Below are 23,382 nucleotides of genomic sequence, written 5' to 3' on the forward strand. Positions count from 1 at the left end.
GGACCTCGAAGAAAATCGAGGTGGGGACCCTATGGATGGCTTCTATATTATTCTCTAGAACCATCCTGCTTGGTCGCCGGATCTTGGCCGATATCATGCCGACATTCCTGATCGGAAAGCTGCAAAGATGCTGAAAGTCGAGCGCGTCAAGACTCACCTCCTCGACTATCGGCTGCCGACAGCGTTCGAAAGCGCTTCGATGCGTTTCGACAGGAGAATGCATCTCCTCGTTGAGATCATCTGTAGTGACGGCACCACCGGATGGGGCGAATGCCTCGGCCCTGCCCTGCCGAATGCCGCCATCGTCAAAGCCTACACACCTTGGCTGCTCGGCCAGAATCCTCTGGAAACCGAGAGGATATGGGCGACGCTCTACAACGCCTTGCGCGATCAGGGACAGCGCGGCCTCACGGCAACGGCCCTGTCCGGCATCGACGTCGCCCTGTGGGACATCAAGGGTAAGGTTCTCCGCCAACCCATCTCCATTCTGCTGGGCGGGCGTTTTCGCGACGAAGTCAAGGCCTATGCGACGGGCTCGTTCAAACGGGACGGCGTCGATCGGATCGAAGACAATTGCGCGGAAGTTGAGAACTATCTGCGCGAAGGCTTCCACGCGACCAAGATCAAGATCGGTTTCGATCTTGAGGAGGATCTTCGCGTCATTGAGGCCGTCCGGAAAACGGTCGGCGACAGGATGCGGCTCATGGTCGATGCCAATCATGGCTACGACAGCGTCGATGCCATTTCCTTTGGGCAACGAGCCAAAGCCTTCGATATCGATTGGTTCGAAGAGCCCGTACCACCCGAGCAACTCGACGCTTACCGCGCAGTTCGCACCGGCCAGTCCATCCCCGTTGCTGCCGGCGAAACCTGGCACACCAGATGGGGCATGCGTGAAGCCCTCGAAAGCCATGCCGTCGACATCATTCAGCCGGATATTGGCGGCGTCGGTGGCTTCAGCGAAGCCCGCCGCGTGATGGATCTCGCCAGCCTTTATGGCGTGCGCGTCGTTCCCCATGTCTGGGGCACGGCGGTCCAGATCGCAGCTGCGTTGCAATTCCTGGCGGCCCTTACGCCAGACCCCATGCGCAGCAGGCCGCGGGAGCCGATCCTGGAGTTCGACCGGACCCATAATCCTTTCAGGCAGGCTATCGTCGCGACTCCGTTGGAGCACAAGGACGGAGTCGTCGCGATACCGCACGGCCATGGCCTCGGCATCGAGATCAATCGAGATGCGCTGGACGAATTTCGAATGCGTGACCTGCCATAACGCTCGTTTTGGGTGGCCCCAGCGCTCATCTTTCAAGTTGGCCAACGGTGGGCACAAAACGCTGTCATGTCGGTATTTGGAACCGTGACGCGCCCGGCAAGTCCGGGTATGCTCCTGAAATCCGCTCACTACGGTCCCTAAAATTCAGGACTTCCAACGCAAAAACCGCCCAGGTGATCAAACCAGGACGGTTAGTGATTTATGACAGAATTGGTTGCGGGGGACCGCAACCAAGGCGTACGCCATTGTACGCTACACTGCTCGAAACCGCGATTTCACACGACGGATTACGACATGGGCGGCAAGTCGACTGCATTCCGCTCTAAGAATTCCTGCTTTTGTTGGTTGAAACGCTGCACAGGCTCAGGTGGTTAGCCAGATACTTCCGCTCCCATTACCGGCAGCGCAGAGCACTCGGAGTGATGGCCTTCGACATGGTGCACTTCCCAGAAGTGAAGACAGCTCCAGACGGAAAACCGCTATCTGAAGAGTTTGCAACATTGTCGTCGCGACAGCCACCTTCCTTGAGCAAGATCAAGGGACGCCCCGCCAAAATCGTGTTCCCATGATCAGCACAATGTGAGCGGACGATTTCCTGGCTGTCCTGGAGGTGTTACCCATGGCCGTCGCAACCGGTGAAGCCGCCCTCAAGCCTGTCGACGACGCGCAGGCAGCCTTGATGCCCGAGCTTGGCGTGATGCTGCGTGCATTCTGGGTATCACCGATCCGGACAAACTTTGCCGCACTGACTTTCGCGATTGTGGTGGTCATCGCCCTGACCACCTATGGCCAGATCAAGCTCAACGAGTGGAACCAGCCCTTCTATGATGCCCTGGCGCGAAAGGACTGGCAGGAGTTCGTCAATCAGCTCTTTCGCTTTGCGCAAATTGCTATTGCTTTGCTTGTGATGAACGTTGCGCAAGCCTGGTTAAATCAATCGATAAAAATCAAGCTGCGCGAGGGCCTCGTTCATGACCTTGTCGAGCAATGGTTGAACCCCGGACGTGCTTTTCGACTCTCCACGCGCCCGATCGGCATCAACCCCGACCAGCGCATGCATGAGGATGCGCGCCACCTGACGGAACTCTCGACAGACCTGGGCATCGGTTTGCTGCAGGCTTCTGTGCTGCTTTCCAGCTTTGTCAGCGTTTTATGGGCATTGTCGAACGGCTTCGTCTTCCACCTGGGAGCGGCGACCTTGGCCGTGCCCGGCTACCTCGTATGGGCCGCGGTTTTCTATGCCGGCTCGGCCTCCATGCTAAGCTATCTGGTGGGGCGGCCGCTGGTCGGCCTGAATGCCGAACGTTATAGTCGAGAAGCGGATCTGCGCTATGGCCTGATGCGCGTTAGCGAGCACATCGATGCGATCACCCTTGCTAACGGCGAGCCCGACGAGAAACGCCGGATAACGATCGATCTGGCCGAAGTCCTAGCCGCCATGAGAAGATTGGCATGGAGGCAGACGAAGCTCACTTGGATCACCGCCGGCTATGGCTGGACTGCACTGGTCATCCCGGTCGGGGTGGCAGCACCGGCGTATTTTTCCGGCTCCCTGTCATTCGGTGGCCTGATGGTGACAGTCGGCGCGTTCAACCAGGTCCAATCCTCGCTACGCTGGTTTGTCGACAATTTCAGCGTGATCGCGGATTGGCGTGCGACGTTACTGCGGGTCTCAACCTTTCGGCGGGCAGCAGCGCAAGACGACAGCGAGCGAGATGGCGTCGACCGGATTCAATTGGCCGAAGGCGAACCGGGACATTACCGCCTGGATCGCCTCTGCGTCTTCGTTCCCGACGGAAGCACGCAACTGCGGGAGGAAAGCGCGACCATCGAGGCCGGCGAGAAGGTGGCGATTATCGGAGAGCGGCGCAGCGGCAAGACCCTGCTCTTCCGCGCCCTGGCGGGACTTTGGTCATGGGGATCGGGCAGGATCGTGCGTCCGAAGGGAGAGGTGATCATGTATATGCCTCGTACCCCCTACCTGCCTCCCGGGAATTTGCGCGAAGCCCTCGCCTACCCCGTTCCGGCCCAATCTTTTGAGACGAGGTCCTATGAGACGGCTCTCGACAGGGTCGGTCTGAAAGGGCTCGCGATCGCGCTTGACGAACAAGGGCGCTGGGATCGCCAGCTCAACGAAGACGAACAGCAGGCACTCGCCTTCGCGCGTCTTATTCTGCACAGGCCGGCCTGGATCGTCATGGACGAGGTGCTCGACTCCGTGACGGGAGAAACACATCGGCGCTTCCTGCAAATTCTCCACGAAGACCTGAAACAGAGCAGTGTCATCCACATCGGCCGTAGCGAAGGGCACGACCATCTGTTCGCGAGAGTCCTCCATCTCGTACCGACCATGCGAACAGCCGAACGGCCCGGAGAGCGACACACCGCACAGCCTTGAACAATTCGGTCAGGTGCAAGCGGATGCCAAGGCCGCGCGGACGGAGATATTCATTTGCGATGGATCAACGCCATCCCTTCCGACAGCCTCCAAAGTGCAGAGAAGATCTGTCGGGAGAGAGGCGTGACAACGATCGTTGAGAATATTCAGGCTGGCGTGGCCGCGCACCACTACTACGTTCCCGCAGGGTCCATTGGCGGAAAGTCCTGCGCCAGCAAGGTAGCATCATCGCCAATAGGCTCGACACAGCCGGCTTCGCGCACCCAGGTCAACCGGATGCTGCGTTCGACAGAGCTACCGCTCAAGGCCAGGAGGCCAATATGATCGAGGCCCTCGTTGACCAATTTACCAATGATCTCAAAATGCTGGCATGGCTGGCGATGCTCCTGCTCGGAATGTGCCTCACCGTCCTTGTTGCCTACAAGGCTTCGCGGCGGCGGTAAAGCGCTCTCCTGATTGACAGGAATGAACCATGCCCTATCCGACAATCGACGATCTGCCACCGATATTACGTGCAAGGCTGCCTCATCACGCGCAAGAAATCTATCGCGCGGCTTTCAACCATGCCTGGGACGGCTATGGTCGGTGCAATGCGCGCCGCCGTGAGGGAATGGCCCACCGCGTCGCCTGGGCAGCGGTCAAAACCAAATATCACAAAGAAGGCGACCACTGGGTCTCACTGCCCTAACCGTGCCAGCACCGGTGCCCCGGCATGCGGCGCCTCCTTGATCCGTATCAAGGCCCCCTGAGGAGTCTCAATTAGAGTCGTCCTGCCGGTCGCAGGAGCTCAATCCTGGCGCGACCGCTCGGCCAGGTTCATCGGCAGGTTCCGGGCCCTCGACGATGTGCCTGGAACCCATGTGCTGCAACCATGAACGAGATCATTTCCACGCCTCCGCTGGTCAACCACCTCTTCGACGAATTGGCAATCGGGAACTCCGCCAGCCTTACGCGGACCGTCAGCAATGACGATATCGGGCTTCTCGCCCTGGCATCGGGCAACCTCGGCCCGGGAGATCTCGATCCCGACTGTGCGGCTGGCGATGCCCTTGGCCCCTCTATCGCCCACGGCATGTGGGCAGCCAATCTGATCTCGGCAGTCCTGGGTACCCAATTGCCCGGACCCGGCACGCTCTACCGCAACCAGACGCTCGAGTTCCGCCGCCCGATATCGGCGGGCGACACGATAACGGCCACCATAACCGTGCGGGCGAAAAACCCCGCGGACCGCTCCGTCACTTTCGAGACGCGTTGCCTCGACCAGGCAGGCAGCGAAGTGCTCGCCGGCACCACCATCGTTATCGCACCATCTGGAAGACTGGCGGGTCGATCCGCGCCGCTGTCGAAGGCACCATCCCAGTGCAAACACCGGTTCACTCCCTTTCTGCGAGCAGCCCGCGCTTTGCCACCACTCACCACAGCCGTGGTTCATCCATGCCAGCCTGAGGCCATCCAGGCCGCACTCGAAGCCCGCGCCGAAGGCCTGATCGAACCCATTCTGGTTGGCCCGGACACCAAGATCCGGGCCGTGGCCGAACAAGCTGGCTTGAGCCTGGAGGGCATACGCATCGAGGCCACCGAACACAGCCATGCCGCCGCCCAGCGAGCGGTCGCCCTGGCCGCCAGCGGCCATGCCGCAGCCTTGATGAAGGGTAGCCTCCATACCGACGAGTTGCTGGCCGCCGTGGTCGCGCCTCAATCCGGCCTGCGCACACAGAGGCGCATCAGCCACGTGTATGTCTTGAACATACCGGCCTATGCCAGGCTGGTGGTTGTCACCAACGCGGCCATCAACATCGCTCCCACCCTCGAGCACAAGCGCGATATCTGTCAGAATGCCATCGATCTGTTGCATGTGCTCGGCATCGACGAACCGAAGGTGGCTGTTCTCGCGGCGGTCGAGACGGTGAATGCCGCCATGCCCGCGACATTGGACGCCGCAGCCCTCAGCGTCATGGCGGCGCGGGGACAGATCACCGGTGCCAAGGTCGACGGCCCGCTTGCCTTTGATAACGCCGTCGATCTCGCTGCAGCCCGCATGAAGGGCATCGTCTCCCCGGTCGCGGGACAAGCGGACATTCTGGTCGCGCCCGACCTCGAAGCGGGGAACATGCTGGCCAAGCAGTTCATCTACCTCGGAGGAGCCGGCGCTGCAGGCCTCGTTCTCGGCGCCCGCGTTCCCATCATCCTCACCAGCAGATCGGACTCTGTCGACGTCCGCCTCGCCTCGATCGCACTCGCCAAACTGGCGGCCAAGGGAAGGTTCGCTCGATGATCGGCATGCTGCTCACCAGCAATCCCGGCTTTTCCACCAGCGGGTCGGGCTGCCGAAGAACGGATCCTGCCGGGCTCGGCCTCGAAATCGAGGCCGACGACGAAAAGGTACACGGGATCAGCGCAGAGCAAGCGACCTCTTCCGACTTGCCTATCCGGGAAACCGCAAGCGGGCCCGTCACTGGAACGCCTTCTTCCTGACGGAGCCGCGCCATGCCATCGACAGCATCACCCCAGCATTCGCAAGCCAAGCATTCACAAGGCGAAGCCGCTGTGTTCTGGGAGCACTCCCCGGATGACTGGCTCCGAACGCTGGGTTGCAACGACTACGGCCTGACTTCGAGCGAGGCAGAAAAAAGGCTGGCGAGGTTCGGTCTCAATGCCGATAGGAGGGGCCAGCGCGAGACGGCGCTGCACGCGATCCTGCGCCGGCTGCTGGAACCGCTTTCTCTCATTCTGTTTGGTGCCGGTCTCGTCTCCATCGCGACCGGCGATGCCATTGGCGGGGCCATCATCGTCGCAATCCTGGCAATCTCCATCGGGCTGGATACTTTTCAGGAGGGGCACGCGACACGGGCAGCCGAGGCCCTCCGCCGCTCCGTCGCCCTCAAGGCCGAGGTCAAGCGCGATGGCAGCTTCAGGCAGATTGCCGTCGAGAGGGTCGTGCCCGGCGACATCATCCGCATCCGCGCCGGCGATGTCATTCCTGCCGATGCTCTCGTCATGGAAAGTACGGCCTTCACTGCGGCCGAGGCAGCGCTGACCGGGGAGCCCTATCCGGTCGAGAAGTCCCCGGGTAGGGTCAGTTCTGCCAATCCGGCGGATGCCTCGAACGCAGTGTTTCGCGGTGCCGTTGCGCAAACGGGCGAGGCGATTGCGCTGGTGATCGCGACCGGGAGAGCAACCATCTTCGGCGCTGCCGCCAGCATGCTGGGGGAAGCGAGCGCCCCTTCTCCCTTCCAGCGTGACCTGCGCGAATTCGGCCTGGTGATCGCTCGCTTGACCTTGGCCCTGGTCGTGCTGGTTTTGGCCGCTCGCGTGTTGTTCGGCCGCCCGCCGCTCGATTCCCTTCTGTTTGCCGTCGCACTCGCCGTCGGGCTCACTCCCGAATTGCTGCCGATGATCACCACGGTGACGCTTTCGCGCGGAGCGATCCGGATGGCGCGCCGCAAGGTCATCGTCAAGCGACTTGCGGCCATTCACGATCTCGGGGCCATGACCGTCCTGTGCACCGACAAGACGGGCACCTTGACCTCGGCCCAGATCACGCTTGCCAGGAGCATCGACGTCCATGGCTTGCAGACGGGGCGTCCAGCCAGCCTGGCGGCGGTCGCAGCAGATCTGGGTGGCGACCGAGGATCGCTCGATGCCGCCTTGACCGCCGCCGAACAAGAGCCCTCCGTTTCCTGGACTCTCATGGGGCGTCGCCCCTTCGACTATACGCGCAGGCTGGGTTCGGTCCTTGCGAAAGGGCCGGATGGCCCGATGCTCATCGCCAAAGGCGCACCGGAGGCTGTCCTTGGCTTGTGTTCGCATATGAAAGACGGGGCACAGACCCTGCCCCTGACAACGGAAGTGCGGACGAAGGCACTGGAAATCTTGCATGGCATGGCGCAGGAGGGCCTGCGCAGCATCGCAGTAGCCACGCAGCCCTGGTCGGAGCAACGGCAGGAAATCACCGAAACGGATGAGCAGAACCTGACATTGGAAGGATTTTGTGCTTTTGCCGATCCTCCCAAGCCGACCGCCGGCCCCGCCATCGCCCATCTTGCGAAGATCGGTGTGCACCTCAAGATCCTCTCCGGGGATGATCCGCTTGTCGTGCGAAGATTGGCCGGATTGGTCGGCCTCAAAGGACAGACGGTTCTATCCGGAAGCGATATTGCCAAACTCGACGACCAGGCTCTGGCGGTGCAAGTTCGGTCGGTCGATGCCTTTGCTAGACTGACGCCCGACCAAAAGTCTCGTATCATCAAGGCGTTGCAACAATCGCAGGCGGTCGTCGGCTATCTCGGCGACGGCATAAACGATGCGCCCGCCCTGAAAGTCGCCGATATCGGCCTGTCGGTCGAGGGAGCCACCGGAGTCGCCCAGGCTGCCGCGGACATGATCCTGCTGGCTTCCGATCTCGAGGTTGTCGCCGCCGGCGTGGAAGAGGGACGACGAACGTTTGCGAACATCCTCAAATATGTTCGCATGGGTGCCAGTTCGAATTTCGGCAACATGCTCTCCATGGCACTGGCATCCATGTTGCTCCCATTCCTTCCCATGTTGCCGACCCAAATTCTGTTGAACAACCTGCTTTATGACCTGTCGGAAATCGGCATTCCCTTCGACCAGGTCCGCCGCGAGGCAATCGCCGAGCCCCAAATCTGGGACATGGGCGGGCTGATGCGTTTTGCCGCCATCATGGGTCCCTTATCCTCCCTGTTCGATTTTCTGACCTTCGCTGTCTTGCTGGCGATCTTCCATGCCGCCCCCGACGAATTCCGGACCATCTGGTTCCTGGAATCGATGGCCACGCAGATCCTGGTGATCTTCCTGATCCGCACCGCTGGATGCCCATGGCGCAATCGACCAAGTCCGGTGCTGGCGGCTTCGTCCCTGTCCGCCCTGCTGGTCGCGCTCATCGTGCCCTTCACGCCGCTAGGCCCCTGGTTTGGCTTCGTCGCACCACCTCCCGGTTTGCTCCTGGCCACGGCGGGTATCGTCATCCTCTATCTTGTTTGTGTCGAACTGCTGAAGCCCTTGGCGATCAGAAGGCCGCTGAAGCCTGCCATTCGCATGGGACCCGTGCCAGCCGCAGCAAGCAAGGCGCAGCCCCCTTTTCCTCGATGATCGAACTCCGCTTCTGGGCTCGAATCCATCGCGCGATTTGATCGTCCTCAAGGACAGGCGGAGCGAGAACTGAGAAAAGAATGGCGGACTATTCAGTTGTCGCCAGGGAGGGCCGACATGAACGAACCGATCAAGGAACTGAAAACGCGGACGGGACTTGTCATCAGGGTCAGGCCTGTCACGCCTGACGACGCCCCCGTCCTAAGCGACTTGTTTCATCACCTGCGCAAGGAAGATTTACGGTTCCGCTTTCTCTCGGCCATCAGCGAGGTCGGCCCGGAATGGATAAGCAGGATGGCGAATGCCGACCACGATCACGTCGAGACCTTTCTTGCCTTCGATCAGGCCAGCAATATGGCCGTTGCCACTGCAATGCTGGTCCGCAGCGACGATGGCCAGCGCGGCGAGGTCGCCGTCAGCGTCCACGCCGACTACCGAAATCGGGGAATTGGCTGGGAATTGCTGAGCTTCGTGGCCGAGCAGGCGCGGCGCCGCGGCATGCGGCGGATCGAGTCCCTCGAGAGCCGGGCCAACTACGACGCCATTGAACTGGAGCGCAACATGGGCTTCAGCGTCGCGCCGGTGCCCGGCGATTCCACGCTGGCCCTGGTTTCCATGGACCTTGGGCCGGCTTGAACCGCTGGATGCTGAAACGGTCGAGGATGCCCTAAGACGGGGCGTCCTCATTTGCCAATGCCCTGCGCAAGCGGCGGATAATCACGCGCCTGGCACGTTCGTCCGCAGCCTGCGCCGTGGTCTGGCTGATGTCCAACAGGAGCTTGGACAATTCGTTGTTCCAGTCGAGCCGCCCGGCATTCTCCGGCGCGATGCGTGGCGGGGAATGCCGGTCGAGGCGTTGCCCCATTCCGCCATCCAGCAAGAAGACCTCATCGATCGATGGCACCACTACGGACAAGCCGGGCTGGGTACTCGCCAGGCTGTTCTTGAACGCGGCGATGGCCTCACGCTCGCCATGGGTCAGAAAGACGTTGCCCGCGACAGGCAGCCGCGCCAACAGCCACGACAGCAGTTCTCCTGCATCGGCATGGCCGGAATACAGGTCGATGGAGCGGATGCGGGCGCGGACCTCCACCTCCTCGCCCATCAGCCGCACGCGGGAGGTGCCATCGAGAAGGAGGCGGCCGAGCGTACCCTGGGCCTGGTAACCCACGAGCAGGACCGTCGCCTCTTCCCGCCACAGCCAATTGCGGAGGTGGTGACGGATGCGCCCCGCCTCGCACATGCCACTGGCGGCAATGACGATGTGGAAGTTGCGGAACCGGGAAATGGCCTTGCTCTGCTCCACACTCTCCGTGAAATGAACGTTAGGGGCATGCAGGGCCGACGTCAGGGCCTCGCCACTCGGCATCTGGCTGACATATTTCGCGAACACGCCGCTGGCCACGGTCGCAAGGGGTGAATCGATGAAGATCGGTGCCCTCGGCACTTCATTCGCATTCATCAAGCTGACCAGATCGACCAGCAGTTCCTGCGTTCGTTCGACGGCGAAGGACGGAATCAGCAAGGCCCCGTTCGAGCGCGCGGCCTCCTTGACCTCGCGGCTCAGCAGGTGCCGTCGTTTTTCTGTCGAGGCATCGGTGCGATCCGTATCTCCATAGGTCGACTCGCAGACGACATAGTCGAAACCTGCGGGGGCTTCGGCATCGGCCTGCAACAATTTATGGCCGGGTCCAAGGTCGCCGGAAAACAGCAGTCGCATGAGCTTGCCGACGTCATCGGTGATCTCGACCTCGATCGAAGCCGAGCCCAGCAAATGGCCGGCGTTCCAGAAGCGAGCCCTAATCCCGCTGGCAACGCGAAGCCAGGTCTTGAAGGCAACGGGCCTGAAGAGCGCCAGCGTGGCAGTGGCATCCTCCACGGTGTAGATCGGGGTAACGGTCGGCAGGCCACGGCGCCGGTTGCGCATATTGAGTTGCTGGACCTCCGTCTCCTGGATATGGCCCGAATCCGGCAGCATGACCGAGCACAGGTCGAAGGTGGCCGCCGTCGCGAAGATCGACCCCGTAAAGCCCTCTCGCATGAGCTTGGGCAACAGGCCGCTATGATCGATGTGGGCATGGGTCAGAAGAACCGCACCAATGCTGGAGGCATCGAAGGGAAACGGGCGATAATTGAGTTCCTTCTCGGTCTTGGAGCCTTGGAACAGACCGCAATCCACCAAAATCTTGGCCTTGGGCGTCTCGATGAGGAAGCACGACCCGGTTACGGTCTGTGTGGCGCCGAAGAAGCTGAGGCGGGGAAAATTCTTCGGATCCGAGGAGGAAGCCTCCGACATGTCGCTCTTGCCCTGTTTTTCAAACACCCGAGGAACCTAGACCTCCATCGGAACACTTTTCTTGCGGCAGATCAAAGCAAGCCGGGCTGACCGAGGCCGGGAAGCGTCTTTATCTCGACACGCCACCTCGGTGCGCCGACTTGATGCAGATCAACGCTGGTTTCGTCGAAGGCATCCATGGTGAACGAGATCCGAGGGTTACCTTTGTGCCCCCGGTCATGGGAGACCGTCGGAAAGTGGCAAGCGGGATATCGTCATCCGCCTTCCCATGTCGCGACAGAGGCTTGAACAGGCATTTCCGGAGAGCGCGCGGTGAGTAGCGGTTTGATCGAAGTGACATCCGACGGGGGGCGATACGCCATAAATCCCGACCAGGTGAAATATGTCAGCCTCGACGGCGACGGGACGTCCTATGTCTCGTTCGGAGAACGACACGGCCTGACGCTCAGCATCCCCTACGCCGAACTGGTCACCCAATTGAATGATTGGATGCGACGGGAACCCGACATCATGCCGATCGGATTGCCGGCGGCCGAATGAGCCGGGCGACTACATGGCATCCATCCGAAACAGGAGAGGCAACCAGCATGGCACGGCAAAAGTTGCCCGCAGTGCGATTGGAGCAGCTGTGCCTGCAGGAGATCCGCAAGGTGGCCGGTCTGCATGCGACACAATCGGTGGCCATCAAACCGACGCGCCCTGGTGAACATTCCGCGCGACACCCATGGACCGTCGCGGATATCGAGCCTGATCCAGGAGGCGTGTCGACCTGGCAGAAAGCGCTGAACGCCATCCTGCCGCTGCAGGGCAAGTATGATCTGGAATAAAGCTCGGGGAACCGGGCAGCAGCGACCATGGCCTACCGGCCAACACCATCGTGCAATCCGCAGCCGATTGCCCATGCTCGGTGGCGCCGATCAAAGTCTCCACTCGGATACATATCCGGCAACGCGATCATGGACGATGCCATGAAGGCCATGGTGCTTCATCAGACAGGACAACCGCTCCGAATGGAGGTCCGTCCCGACCCGATGCCTTCCTTCGGCGAAATCCGGGTGAAGGTCGAGGCTTGTGCCGTCTGCAGGACGGATCTGCATGTGGTCGACGGTGAACTGCCCAACCCGAGAACGCCGATCGTTCCCGGACACGAAATCGTCGGAACCATCGACCGTATCGGCAGGGGCGTGACAGGGCTGGAAGCCGGGACACGCGTGGGCATTGCCTGGCTCGGACATACATGCGGCCACTGTCCCTATTGCATGTCCGGTCATGAGAATTTGTGCGATGAGCCCGCCTTCACCGGCTATTCGCGCGATGGGGGATTTGCCACCCATGTCCTGGCGGATGCGGCCTTCGTCTTTCCTTTGCCCCGATGTGAGGATCCTGTAGCCACGGCTCCCTTGATGTGCGCTGGCCTGATCGGCTGGCGTTGCCTGCGTATGACCGGCGACGCTCAACGCCTCGGCCTCTATGGTTTCGGAGCTGCTGCCCATATCCTCGCCCAGGTAGCCCGCTGGCAGGGCCGGGACATTTTCGCCTTCACGCAGCCGGGCGACCACAATGCCCAGAAGCTTGCCTTGTCGCTAGGCGTGGCCTGGGCCGGCGGATCCGACGAGCTTCCGGCTCAGCCCCTGGACGCTGCCATCATCTTTGCTCCTGTCGGCGCGCTCGTGCCTCAGGCGCTGCGCGCTGTCCGCAAGGGCGGTAAGGTCGTTTGCGGCGGCATTCATATGAGCGACATACCGCAATTTCCGTATCGCATTCTGTGGGAAGAGCGGCAGCTTCTTTCAGTCGCCAACCTGACACGGGCCGACGCCGAGACATTCCTGGAGATCGTGCCGAAGGTCGGCATCCAGACAACGGTCACCACCTACGCTTTGGAGCAGGCGAACGAAGCACTTGCGGATCTGCGGGCGGGGCGCTTTCAGGGCGCGGCGGTCCTGGTGCCTTGATGCCGTCCGAGCGCGGCCATCCCTGCCGATCGGTTTCGCCTCCGGCTTCCGATGACGAGGAAACATCCTTGCACTGAGCCGAAAAGGAAGGCCGCCCGAGCAGTTCGCATGCAAACGACCAGCGTTTGATCTGCATCAACCGGGTGCCGCCCGACTGAAGGTAACGAAGATGGATAGGCGCCCGCCGGCGCACAATTCATTCGGGAGCACCTTCGTTGCGCCAGCCTCTTCGCCTTTGTGTTTTCGCCGCTGTTGTGGCCGCCGGATGCACCATAAGCGGCCTGTCCTCGGCTGCCGACCAAACCTCCAATATCGCCGACCGTCTGCGCAGCCTGTGGAACGGGACTGGCAAGGCCGCCTTGCCCACCGACATCGCCTCCTCGAACGGGCGCATCGAAGCCGAACACGTATTGGTCGCAGCCAAATTCGCTGGGCGCGTGGCACAGGTCCTTGTCGAGGAAGGACAAACCGTCGAGGCAGGTTCGGTCGTTGCCCGCATGGATGTCTCCGACCTGCAGGCACAGCTTGCCGGCACGCAGGCTCAGGTCCGGCGAGCCGAAAAGACCATCGCCGAAGCCGAAGCGGCACTGGCACAGCGTGAAAGCGAGCTCGTCCTCGCCCATCAGGAACTCGACCGCGCCTCCACCCTTGCTGCGCGAGGCTACGGCACGACGCAGCAATTGGACCTGAGGCGCAGCCAGCTCAATGTCGCGGAGGCAGCAAGGAAGGCCGGCATCGCCAATCTCGACGAAGCCAACGCGGCGGCAGATGCCGCCCGGGCAGAGGTTGCCCGCGTCAGTTCGCTCGTCGACGACGCCGTCCTGACCGCGCCACGACGTGGCCGCATCGAATACAAGCTCGTCCAGTCGGGAGAGGTCGTCGCAGCCGGAGCTCCGGTCGTCACTCTCCTCGACCTGTCGGACGTCTACATGACTATCTTCCTGCCCTCGCGAGCCGCGGGACGCCTGGCTCTGGGCGATGAAGCGCGCATCATCCTCGACGCGGCCCCGGATTATGTCGTGCCGGCCACCGTGAGTTTCGTTGCCACGGATGCTCAGTTCACCCCCAAGGCGGTCGAAACGGCCGACGAACGGGAAAAACTGATGTTCCGCGTCAAGCTGAAGATCGCACCGACACTTTTGAAGCAATACGAAGCCCGGGTTAAGACGGGCGTGCGTGGCGTCGCCTATGTGCGGACCAGCCAGACCTCGGCTTGGCCGGACCGGCTGCTGGTGAAGCTGCCGCAATGACCGAGCCTGTCATCGAGTTGCGCGATGTCGTCCATCGCTATGGGCGGCATGACGCCCTCAGCCGCGTTTCTCTGGCCATACCTGCCGGCTGCATGGCCGGCCTGATTGGTCCTGATGGGGTCGGCAAATCGACCCTGCTTGGCCTGGTGGCGGGGGTCACGCGGCCCCAGCAAGGCGAGATCCTGGTTCTGGGAGGCGATGTTCGCTCCACCGAACAATTACGCCTCAATCGCTCGCGCATTGCCTATATGCCCCAGGGCCTCGGCCGCAACCTCTACCCGACCTTGAGCGTGGCCGAGAACCTCGACTTCTTCGGCCGGCTTTTCGGCCAGAGTTCGAACGATCGCATTGCTCGCATTGCACAATTGCTGGAGGTGACGGGCCTGTCGGCATTTCGCGACCGGCCGGCAGCCAAACTATCCGGCGGCATGAAGCAGAAACTCGGTATTTGCTCCGCCCTGATCCACGACCCCGATCTGATCATCCTGGATGAGCCGACGACCGGGATCGATCCATTGTCGCGGCGGCAGTTCTGGCGTCTGATCGAACGCCTTCGGGAAGACAGCCCCAATCTGAGTGTTCTGGTGGCAACCGCCTATATGGACGAGGCCGAACATTTCGACTGGCTTGCGGCCCTGGATGAAGGGCGTGTGATCGCGCAAGGCTCGCCAAACGACATCAAGCGACAGGCAAATGCTTCCAGCCTGGAGGCCGCCTTCGTCGCTTTGTTGCCCGACGCCGGCGACAAGGCCGAGCTGACGATCCCCCCGCGCCCCGCTGGCCCGGCAGACGGCCCGCCAGCGATCGAGGCTTCCGGCCTCACACGCCGTTTCGGCGATTTTACGGCCGTCGATCATGTCAGCTTCCGCATTGAAAAGGGCGAAATCTTCGGATTCCTGGGCTCGAATGGCAGCGGCAAAAGCACCACCATGAAGATGCTCACCGGGCTTCTGCCCGCGAGCGAAGGCGAGGCGCGCCTGTTCGGTCACCCTCTGGATGCCGGCGACATGCAAACCAGACGCCGGGTCGGCTACATGTCACAGGCCTTCTCCCTTTATGGCGAACTGACGGTTCGCCAGAACCTCGTCCTGCATGCGCAGCTCTTTGGCTTGGCGCGTGCTGACATCGAACCACGCGTGGCCGAAATGCTGGCCCGTTTCGACCTGCAAACCGTCGCCGATACCCGTCCGGAAAGCCTGCCCCTCGGGATCCGCCAACGCCTGCAACTTGCCGTGGCGGTGATCCATCGCCCCGAAATCCTGATTTTGGACGAGCCCACCTCGGGGGTGGATCCGGTGGCGCGTGATGGATTTTGGCGCTTCTTGCTGTCGCTCTCGCGCGAGGAAGGCGTCACCATCTTCCTGTCAACGCATTTCATGAACGAGGCCGAGCGCTGCGATCGCATCTCCTTCATGCATCAAGGCAAAGTGCTTGCTGTCGGAACGCCGTCGGAATTGAAGGCAGACAGAGGCAAGTCGAATCTGGAAGACGCCTTCGTCGAGGTGCTAGAGCAGGCCGGCATGGCGAGTTCGATCGGCAAGGCACGGACGGTGGCTCCGGCCAAGGCGGCGTCCGCCGGGCCAAGGCGGCTGGATGGGCGTAGACTATGGGCCTATGCCCGGCGTGAGACGCTGGAGATCGTGCGCGACCCTCTGCGCCTCGCCTTCGCCCTGATAGGCCCGGTCCTGCTCCTGCTCACTTTCGGATATGGCATTTCCTTCGACGTGGAGAAAATCCCCTATGCGGCTTTCGATCAGGACCAGTCCGCGCAGAGCCGGCAATTGCTCGAGAGCTTCGAAGGTTCCCGTTACTTCGCCCAGCAGCCCACCATCCGATCGGCCGAGGAACTCGAAACCCGGATGCAGAGCGGAGAGCTGAAGCTGGCGATCGAGCTCCCATCCGGATTCGGCAGGGACCTGATGCGCCAGCTCACCCCGCAAGTCGGTATCTGGCTGGATGGGGCCATGCCCTTCCGCGCAGAAACCACTCGCGGCTATGTCACGGGATTGGCAACGACCTACCTCACCGATGCCGCAAAGCGGCAAAGAGGGCGGGCGGCCCCTGCCTACCCGATCGGGATCGAAACGCGTTTTCGTTACAACCAGGCATTCCGGAGCGCCAATGCCATCGTTCCGAGCGTGATCGTGTTGATCCTGGTGCTCATCCCCGCGGTGATGACGGCCTTGGGCATCGTCAAGGAAAAAGAAACCGGATCGATCGCCAATTTCCAGTCGACCCCCGTCACCAAGCTCGAATTCCTTCTGGGCAAGCAATTGCCCTATGTCGCAATCGCCTTCATCAGCTGCCTGACCTTGATCTTGCAGGCTGTCCATCTCTTTCAGGTCCCCCTGCGCGGGTCGCTTCCCACTTTGCTGGCGGCGTCCTTTGCCTATGTGCTGGCCACCACCGGCTTCGGCCTGTTCGTGTCCAGTTTCGTGCGCAGCCAGGTTGCAGCCATCTTCGCCACCGCCATCATTGCGATCATTCCCGCCGTCAACTTCTCCGGCCTGCTCGTGCCTGTCTCCTCCCTGTCCGGCGGGGGCCGCCTGATGGGTCTTGCCTTTCCGGCCGCTTGGTACCAGCCCGTCAGTGTCGGCGTGTTCGCCAAGGGACTGGGCCTTGGAGACCTCTGGCCCAATCTCGCCGTCCTCTTGCTTTTCGGCTTGGCCTTCATCGCAGCCTCCGTGCTCGCGCTACGCAAAAGGGGAGCCTGACATGGGCCGTTTCACCACGATATGGCGGCTCGGTATCAAGGAACTCTTCAGCTTGAAGGCTGATCCCGTCCTGGTTGCCCTTATCCTCTACACCTTCACCTTTGCCGTCTACACGGTTGCCACCGGCGCGACCTTCGAGGTGAAGAATGCCTCGGTCGCAGTGGTCGATGAAGACCGCTCCTCGCTGTCTTTTCGTCTGCGCGATGCCCTGCTTAAGCCCTTCTTCGAAGAGCCGGTTCTCATCAATGCCGAAGATGTCGATCGCACCATGAATGCCGGACGCTTCGTCTTCGTCGTCGAAATACCCCCGAATTTCGAGCAGGATGCCCTCGCCGGGCGTCACCCGTCGGTCCAGCTCAACATCGACGCGACGGCGATGTCCCAGGCTGGGAACGGTGCCTCCTACATTCAGAGCATCATCTACGAGGAAGCACGCAAGGCCCTCCCCGGCACCGACAATCCGACCCCGATCGACCTGGTGGTCCGAGCCAAGTTCAATCCCAACCTGCAATCGGCCTGGTTCACGGCCGTGATGCAGGTGATCAACAATGTCACGATGCTGGCGGTCATCCTCACGGGCGCCGCGCTGATCCGCGAAAGGGAACACGGCACGATCGAGCACCTGCTCGTGATGCCCGTCACCCCCTTCGAGATCATGATGGCCAAGATCTGGGCCAACGGGCTTGTCATCGTCGTCGCAGCCAGCCTTTCGCTTCTGATCGTCGTCGAGCGCCTTCTGGGCGTTCCGGTCGCAGGTTCCCTTGGCCTGTTCGTGGGATCGAGCATTGTCTACCTGTTCTCGGTTACCGCGCTGGGTATCCTGATTTCCACGGTCTCCACCTCGATGGCGCAATTCGGGTTGCTGGTAATGCCGATCCTCATCGTCATGAACCTCCTGTCGGGGAGTACCACGCCGATGGAGAGCATGCCCGAATGGCTCCAGACGGTCATGCAGTTCACGCCCTCACCCCACTTTGTCAGCCTGTCCCAGGCCATCCTCTATCGAGGCGCCGACCTTTCCATCATCTGGCCCCAGCTTGCGGCGTTGACTGCAATCGGCAGCGTTTTCTTTCTGGTCGCGAGCATACGTTTTCGCAAGGCACTCCTGGCGGCTCAGTGAGACACTGCGACCGCACAGTCGGGCCACCGGTCTGAAACACTGCACGCGTGAGGAAAGCCAGGACCGCATCAGGTCGGCGAAAGCGATCCGCTGCTCTGTTCGGCCAGGCTCACTGCAGCTTTCATTCCCCAACCTCTCCCGCGATCGCTCCCAGCTGCTGGGCTTCGCACAGGAGACGATATTTGACCCGCGTCGCCTGCAGATCCCGATACCAGGTGACCAGATCGCCCCAAGGATCGTTGATCCTGCTCAGCCCCGAGAGGAAGGCGACCACAGTGCCTATCTCGATTTTACCGACAACGACGAAATAGCCCCCCAGCGCCAGGATCGCCGTCACCCCGAGCTGGGTCATCAGGTTCATCAGAAAGTTCATGGAGAACTTGAGCTTGTAGATGGCCATGTTCTGCATGAATACCGCATGGATGCGCGTATGCTGACGGCCGTCGCCGTCAATCGCCCCTCGGGCACCCACGATTTCGCCGCTCATTTCACGCAGCAGACCTACCCTCGTCTGCACCCGCCGGTTGATGGCGTTCTGCATGAGCGGCACGAAACCGATCTGCGGAAAGAAAACAAACACGACGAGGAGCGCCATCAATGGCTGCAGATAGAGGAGATATCCAACGACGGAGATCAGGACTCCAGCCTGCAAAACGGGCTCGGAAAAGGCCTCCCCCACGAATCCGCCGAGCGGATCCGCCTCCTCCAGAACAATTGAAAGCTGAATGCCTTCGGTCAGATCCGGTACCGGCGCGATCGTACCGCCCTCTCCCGTCACAAACACCGATTGGCGCAATGCCCGGACAGCCCTCTCCCCCACCCAGTTCCTATAGATGTTGAGGCAGAGCTTCACCAAGCCTTCCGCGATGCTGATGCCCAAATAAAGGCCGGCCAGCATGAGGATAGGGCGATAGATCCCGCCGCGAAGCGCATCGTTGACGACCCGCCTTTGCACCTCGAGGGAGGAAGTGCCGACCACGAACAAAAGGATCGACAGAACCGTGATCCACAACTGATGGGCACCGCTCACTTGCCAGATGAAGCGATACAGACTGCGTGGCATACCCCCGTCCTCATCGACGTTGCCTCGGCCGGATTCAACGGCATGGCCTGGGCTTTCCATCTGCAAATGTGCACCAGACATAGGCGAGCCCCCTGCACGGATGATTGATAGGCCGTCACCGGCAGTACGATGCGGCGTTCGATGAAAGGCCTCTCGCCTGTCCAGGCATTGGCGCCAAGAGGTCAGCCAAAAGCCGCCTGGCCACGCGCCCCATGAAAATAGGCTTTGACCCAGGGATCTTGAGAGAGGAGCATCGCCTCCAAACCGCCGCTGGCGACAATCCTGCTCTTCGCCATCGCTACAATCCGGCTGCACACATTGCGCAAGCTGTCCAGGTCATGGGTTACCATGAAGGTCGTCAGCTTCATGGTGTGATGCAGAACGGAGACCAATGCGTCGAAATCGCCCGCTCCGATCGGATCGAGACCCGAAGTAGGCTCGTCCAGAAAGACGATTTCTGGATCGAGAGCCAGAGCTCGAGCCAGCGCGACGCGCTTTGCCATACCACCGGAGAGTTGAGCAGGGTATTTGTCGGCCGCATCCACCGGCAACCCCACCATCTTCAATTTGTACATGGCGAGTTCATCCATCAGGTGGTCGGAAAGATCGAGAAACTCGCGCATCGGCAATTGGATGTTCTCCCTCACCGTCAGGGAAGAGAACAAGGCCCCCTGCTGAAACATGATTCCGCATCGAAGGCCCAGCTCCCGTCGCCCCTCGGCATCGAGCGCGTCGAGATTGAGTCCCAATATCTCAATGCTGCCGGCCCGCTTGGGCACCAGCCCCACGATGCTTCGCAACAGGACGGATTTGCCCGAGCCGGATGCCCCGATCAAACCGATGATTTCGCCTTCACAAATATCGAGGTCGACGTGATCGAGAACGATCCTGTCCCCAAAACCAACCACGAGATCGCGCACCCTGATGGCGACCTTGGCCTGCGGCTTGGACTGGATCATGGTTCTTCCTCGACGACCGCAAACCACAACGCCCGGAGTGCGACGACTCCGTCGGCCTGACAGCCCGTGAGGACCACCGACCAAGGCCAGCAATCGGCGCCAGCGACATCGACAAGACGCGTCAATCTTGGTGCACCTGCCTGTTTAGGGCTGGAGCGCGGGCTCGGCTTTGATTCAGCGCAAGCTCTGCAGCTTCCGGAGCTACCGGATTGGCGCTGCGAGCCGCGATATTTGACCTCCGGATATTTCCCTTGAGCCAGATCAACGCAATGAAAGCTCGAAGAAGCAAGGCTGGCATCATTCCGCTCGGGGCACGCAGAGAGCGTGGATTCCCGTAATCAGGAGGGTTCAATGAAAGCCGACATTTCCTCGACCCAGCCACTGGAAGCCAAAGCCTCCGTTCGCCCGGACAATTACAAGACCCTTGCCGTCCACCTCGATGGCAGCGAGGAGGACGAAGTTCGCCTCTCCCATGCCGAAATGCTGGCAGCGACTTTTGACAGCCATCTCACAGGCCTTTTCACCAGCCTCTTGCCCGATATTTCAATTTATGCCGGCGAGATGGGTACGGGCGTCAGCATGGACATGGTGGACCAGATCCAGCAACGCGCTACTGCCGCGATCGAACGGCTGCAACCGCGCCTCGAGCGCCTTTCCGTATCCAGCGAAATCCGGCGCATCGAGGATGCCGCGGGATGGTTATCCTCCCTTCTGGCAACGCAAGTCCGAACCACCGACCTGTTCATCGGCAGTTGCCCGCGCAAGGACGAGGCAAACACCGATTGGAGGCATTTGATCGAAGCGATATTGTTCGAAAGTGGCCGGAGCGTCTATCTGGCGCCGCCCGGACAACAACCCAGGCAGCCGATCCGGACCGTGCTCATCGGCTGGACCGATACCAAGGAAGCCAGCAGGGCCGTCGCGGAGGCGCTCCCGCTCCTCAGGCTGGCATCGCTTGTCAAAGTCGTGACCGTCGAAGAGGAAAGGCAAAAAGCCGACCTCGATGAGGATGTGGGTCTGGCGGATATTGCGACCTATCTGGTACGGCATGGTGTGGAAACGGTGGTGGACGTTCTTCCCCTTACTGAGGACGTGACGAGTACACTCCTGCAGGAAGCGCACCGCATCTCAGCGGATCTGATCGTTGCCGGCGCTTACGGGCATTCGCGCCTGAGAGAATGGATCATGGGCGGCACAACCGTTGAACTCGTCGAGAAAACCGATGTTCCGCTCCTGATGGCTCACTGACGGAGACATTCGAAAGCCGGCATTCAGTGCAACCGGTGCTGTTTTCCGATGCCTCGATCCGGCTTCGCCTGCAGGCCACTCCATGGTTCACGACCTCTCCTTAACCGCACGACGCACCGCAGATACCAAGGAAGCGTCTGCCCCGCCGACAAAGCCCGACCTGCCTCGGATGGCTTCCGCAGCGCTCGCGGCGCTTCCCGCGGCTGCGCTGCCAGCAGGATTGGTTGCTTTCCTACTGGAGCGTTTGCAGGTCGCGCACACCCTATGGCTGGCCGGCACCGTACCGGTTCTGATCGTCCTTGCGATCACCATCCTGCGCGGCCTGGTGCGAGGGAATGTCGGGCTGGACATCATTGCGGCTCTGGCGATGGCGGGCGCCATCTGGGGCGGCGAAGCCCTGGCCGGCGTCGTCATCGCCTTGATGTTTGCCGGCGGCCAGGCCCTGGAGCAATTCGCGCAGGGCCGCGCGAGTTCGGCCATGACGGCCCTGCTCAGCCGGGTCGCTCGCAGCGCCCAGCTTTATCAAGGTGATCGTCTCCAAACGGTGCCGATCGAATCCCTATCGCCTGGCGATCGCATCCTGGTGCGCCCCGGAGATGTCCTGCCGACCGACGGCCTGCTCATCGGGCCTGATGCAACCCTGGACGAGTCAGCCCTGACCGGGGAAGCCATGCCGGTGCGACGGCTTGCCGGCGATGCCCTTTCGAGCGGAATCGTGAACGCGGGGGCCGCCTTCGATCTGCGGGTTTCCAGGCCTGCACGAGAGAGCACATACGCCACAATCCTCCGCCTCGTTGAGGGCGCCCGTCAATCCAAGGCCCCCATGGCGCGGATGGCCGATCGTTATGCCATCGGTTTCCTCATTCTGACCCTGGGGTTGGCCGGGCTGGCTTGGTGGATCTGGGACTCTCCTCACCGCGCACTCGCAGTCCTCGTCGTGGCCACCCCTTGTCCGCTCATCCTCGCCGTGCCGGTTGCCCTGGTCGCCGGCATGTCACGCTGCGCCAAGTGCGGCGTAATGGTCAAGACCTCTGGTACACTCGAGACATTGGCCCGGATCCGCACCGTATTGTTCGACAAGACAGGAACGTTGACACGCGGCTATCCGTCGATCGCGCGGATCGAACCCGAGCCATCCGTGAGCGTTGAGCAACTCCTGCGCATGGCCGGCTCGGTCGGTCAGGCCTCTCATCACGTCATGTCGCAGGCCCTGGTCGAAGAAGCACGCCGGCGCACTATCGACCTCATTCCACCGGATGAAGTCCATGAGAGCCCGGGAAACGGCGTGGAAGGATTTGTCGAGGAAGCTCACATCCGGATCGGACGCCTGGATTTCGTCGAGCCTGATGCTGGGGCCGAGAAGACTTCATCGGTGCCGACGGGCCATGCTGCACTCCACGTTTCCTCGAACGGACATTATGTCGGCCGGGTTCTGTTCAAAGACGAGCTGCGCCCCGATGCATATTCGACCCTCGATGCATTTCGTACCAGTGGAATCGAGCGCATCATCCTGCTGACCGGCGACCGCGCCGACATCGCCCGACCCCTGGCGACGTCGCTCAAGCTGGACGATGTCATCGCAGACGCAACGCCGCAGGACAAGGTGGCTGCCGTAGCGGCGGAAAGGCGCCACGCCCCCACGATGATGATCGGAGATGGCATCAACGATGCCCCCGCACTCGCATCCGCCGACGTGGGCACCGCGCTCGGGGCAAGAGGCGCCGTCGCCGCCTCCCAGGCAGCCGACGTCGTGGTGCTGGTCGACAGGATCGAACGTGTTGCAGAAGCCCTCGCCATCGCACACCGCACGCGTCGGATTGCCCTGCAGAGCGTACTGATCGGCATGGGGCTCTCGCTGGTCGGCATGGTAAGCGCTGCGTTGGGGTATCTCGATCCCGTAGCTGGCGCCTTTCTTCAGGAGGCGATTGATCTCGCCGTCGTGCTCAACGCTCTGCGGGCCTTGCGACCGGCATCGCCGGCCATGAACCGGCCGGCCTGAC

Annotated in this window: 19 protein-coding genes; 16 read left to right on the plus strand and 3 right to left on the minus strand. The window is 61.5% G+C overall.

Features of this window, described 5'->3' with window-relative positions:
• Positions 1-127: 127 nt before the first annotated feature.
• The 8 genes from ACIGJE_RS32555 (at position 128) to ACIGJE_RS32590 (ending at position 9,416) form a co-directional block, all read left to right on the plus strand.
• Entirely contained in the window at positions 128-1,270 is a 1,143-nt protein-coding gene (locus ACIGJE_RS32555) for a mandelate racemase/muconate lactonizing enzyme family protein (RefSeq protein WP_483680699.1), read from the plus strand.
• A gap of 619 nt (positions 1,271-1,889) precedes the next feature.
• The gene (locus ACIGJE_RS32560) at positions 1,890-3,668 is read left to right on the plus strand and encodes an ABC transporter ATP-binding protein/permease (RefSeq protein ID WP_483680701.1); all 1,779 of its coding nucleotides are present in this window, start codon (positions 1,890-1,892) and stop codon (positions 3,666-3,668) included.
• A gap of 320 nt (positions 3,669-3,988) precedes the next feature.
• Complete coding sequence (locus ACIGJE_RS32565) at positions 3,989-4,111, plus strand: hypothetical protein (RefSeq protein ID WP_483680703.1); 123 nt, start codon at positions 3,989-3,991, stop codon at positions 4,109-4,111.
• A 29-nt stretch (positions 4,112-4,140) separates the two neighbouring features.
• Complete coding sequence (locus tag ACIGJE_RS32570; protein ID WP_311939351.1) at positions 4,141-4,356, plus strand: ChaB family protein; 216 nt, start codon at positions 4,141-4,143, stop codon at positions 4,354-4,356.
• A gap of 183 nt (positions 4,357-4,539) precedes the next feature.
• On the plus strand, positions 4,540-5,943 hold the full coding sequence (locus ACIGJE_RS32575; RefSeq protein WP_483680705.1) for a bifunctional enoyl-CoA hydratase/phosphate acetyltransferase: 1,404 nt from the start codon (positions 4,540-4,542) through the stop codon (positions 5,941-5,943).
• Positions 5,940-6,143, plus strand: coding sequence for a hypothetical protein (locus tag ACIGJE_RS32580; protein ID WP_483680707.1), 204 nt, complete (start codon positions 5,940-5,942; stop codon positions 6,141-6,143). The genes ACIGJE_RS32575 and ACIGJE_RS32580 overlap by 4 nt, the downstream gene beginning before the upstream one ends.
• A gap of 12 nt (positions 6,144-6,155) precedes the next feature.
• Complete coding sequence (gene mgtA, locus ACIGJE_RS32585; RefSeq protein WP_483680708.1) at positions 6,156-8,780, plus strand: magnesium-translocating P-type ATPase; 2,625 nt, start codon at positions 6,156-6,158, stop codon at positions 8,778-8,780.
• 117 nt (positions 8,781-8,897) lie between these two features.
• Positions 8,898-9,416: an N-acetyltransferase family protein gene (locus ACIGJE_RS32590; RefSeq protein WP_483680710.1), complete on the plus strand. Its 519-nt coding sequence runs from the start codon at positions 8,898-8,900 to the stop codon at positions 9,414-9,416.
• A 31-nt stretch (positions 9,417-9,447) separates the two neighbouring features.
• Here the strand turns inward: ACIGJE_RS32590 and ACIGJE_RS32595 are convergent, their stop codons facing one another.
• Positions 9,448-11,076 (minus strand): MBL fold metallo-hydrolase, encoded by a 1,629-nt coding sequence (locus ACIGJE_RS32595; RefSeq protein WP_483680712.1) that lies wholly within the window; start codon positions 11,074-11,076, stop codon positions 9,448-9,450.
• Between the two features lie 312 nt (positions 11,077-11,388).
• Between ACIGJE_RS32595 and ACIGJE_RS32600 the strand changes: the two genes are divergently transcribed.
• The 6 genes from ACIGJE_RS32600 (at position 11,389) to ACIGJE_RS32625 (ending at position 18,112) form a co-directional block, all read left to right on the plus strand.
• A complete protein-coding gene (locus ACIGJE_RS32600) occupies positions 11,389-11,616 on the plus strand; it encodes a hypothetical protein (RefSeq protein ID WP_149249230.1) in 228 nt (75 codons plus the stop codon).
• 47 nt (positions 11,617-11,663) lie between these two features.
• Positions 11,664-11,903: a hypothetical protein gene (locus ACIGJE_RS32605; protein WP_311939369.1), complete on the plus strand. Its 240-nt coding sequence runs from the start codon at positions 11,664-11,666 to the stop codon at positions 11,901-11,903.
• A gap of 141 nt (positions 11,904-12,044) precedes the next feature.
• Positions 12,045-13,028: a zinc-dependent alcohol dehydrogenase family protein gene (locus ACIGJE_RS32610; RefSeq protein WP_483681215.1), complete on the plus strand. Its 984-nt coding sequence runs from the start codon at positions 12,045-12,047 to the stop codon at positions 13,026-13,028.
• 215 nt (positions 13,029-13,243) lie between these two features.
• Positions 13,244-14,278 (plus strand): HlyD family secretion protein, encoded by a 1,035-nt coding sequence (locus ACIGJE_RS32615; RefSeq protein ID WP_483680714.1) that lies wholly within the window; start codon positions 13,244-13,246, stop codon positions 14,276-14,278.
• Positions 14,275-16,992, plus strand: coding sequence for a ribosome-associated ATPase/putative transporter RbbA (gene rbbA, locus ACIGJE_RS32620; protein ID WP_483680716.1), 2,718 nt, complete (start codon positions 14,275-14,277; stop codon positions 16,990-16,992). The genes ACIGJE_RS32615 and rbbA overlap by 4 nt, the downstream gene beginning before the upstream one ends.
• 1 nt (position 16,993) lies before the next feature.
• A complete protein-coding gene (locus ACIGJE_RS32625) occupies positions 16,994-18,112 on the plus strand; it encodes an ABC transporter permease (protein WP_483680718.1) in 1,119 nt (372 codons plus the stop codon).
• A 121-nt stretch (positions 18,113-18,233) separates the two neighbouring features.
• Here the strand turns inward: ACIGJE_RS32625 and ACIGJE_RS32630 are convergent, their stop codons facing one another.
• On the minus strand, positions 18,234-19,256 hold the full coding sequence (locus ACIGJE_RS32630) for an ABC transporter ATP-binding protein (RefSeq protein ID WP_483680719.1): 1,023 nt from the start codon (positions 19,254-19,256) through the stop codon (positions 18,234-18,236).
• A 101-nt stretch (positions 19,257-19,357) separates the two neighbouring features.
• Positions 19,358-20,134, minus strand: coding sequence for an ABC transporter ATP-binding protein (locus ACIGJE_RS32635; RefSeq protein ID WP_483680721.1), 777 nt, complete (start codon positions 20,132-20,134; stop codon positions 19,358-19,360).
• 351 nt (positions 20,135-20,485) lie between these two features.
• Here ACIGJE_RS32635 and ACIGJE_RS32640 point away from each other — a divergent pair, with 351 nt between their 5' ends.
• Both ACIGJE_RS32640 and ACIGJE_RS32645 read left to right on the plus strand, forming a co-directional pair.
• Positions 20,486-21,382, plus strand: a complete 897-nt coding sequence (locus ACIGJE_RS32640; protein WP_483680722.1) for a universal stress protein — start codon at positions 20,486-20,488, stop codon at positions 21,380-21,382.
• A gap of 244 nt (positions 21,383-21,626) precedes the next feature.
• Positions 21,627-23,381 (plus strand): heavy metal translocating P-type ATPase, encoded by a 1,755-nt coding sequence (locus tag ACIGJE_RS32645; RefSeq protein WP_483680724.1) that lies wholly within the window; start codon positions 21,627-21,629, stop codon positions 23,379-23,381.
• Position 23,382: the final 1 nt, after the last annotated feature.

Source organism: Labrys sp. E2SS-1L (assembly GCF_057073705.1).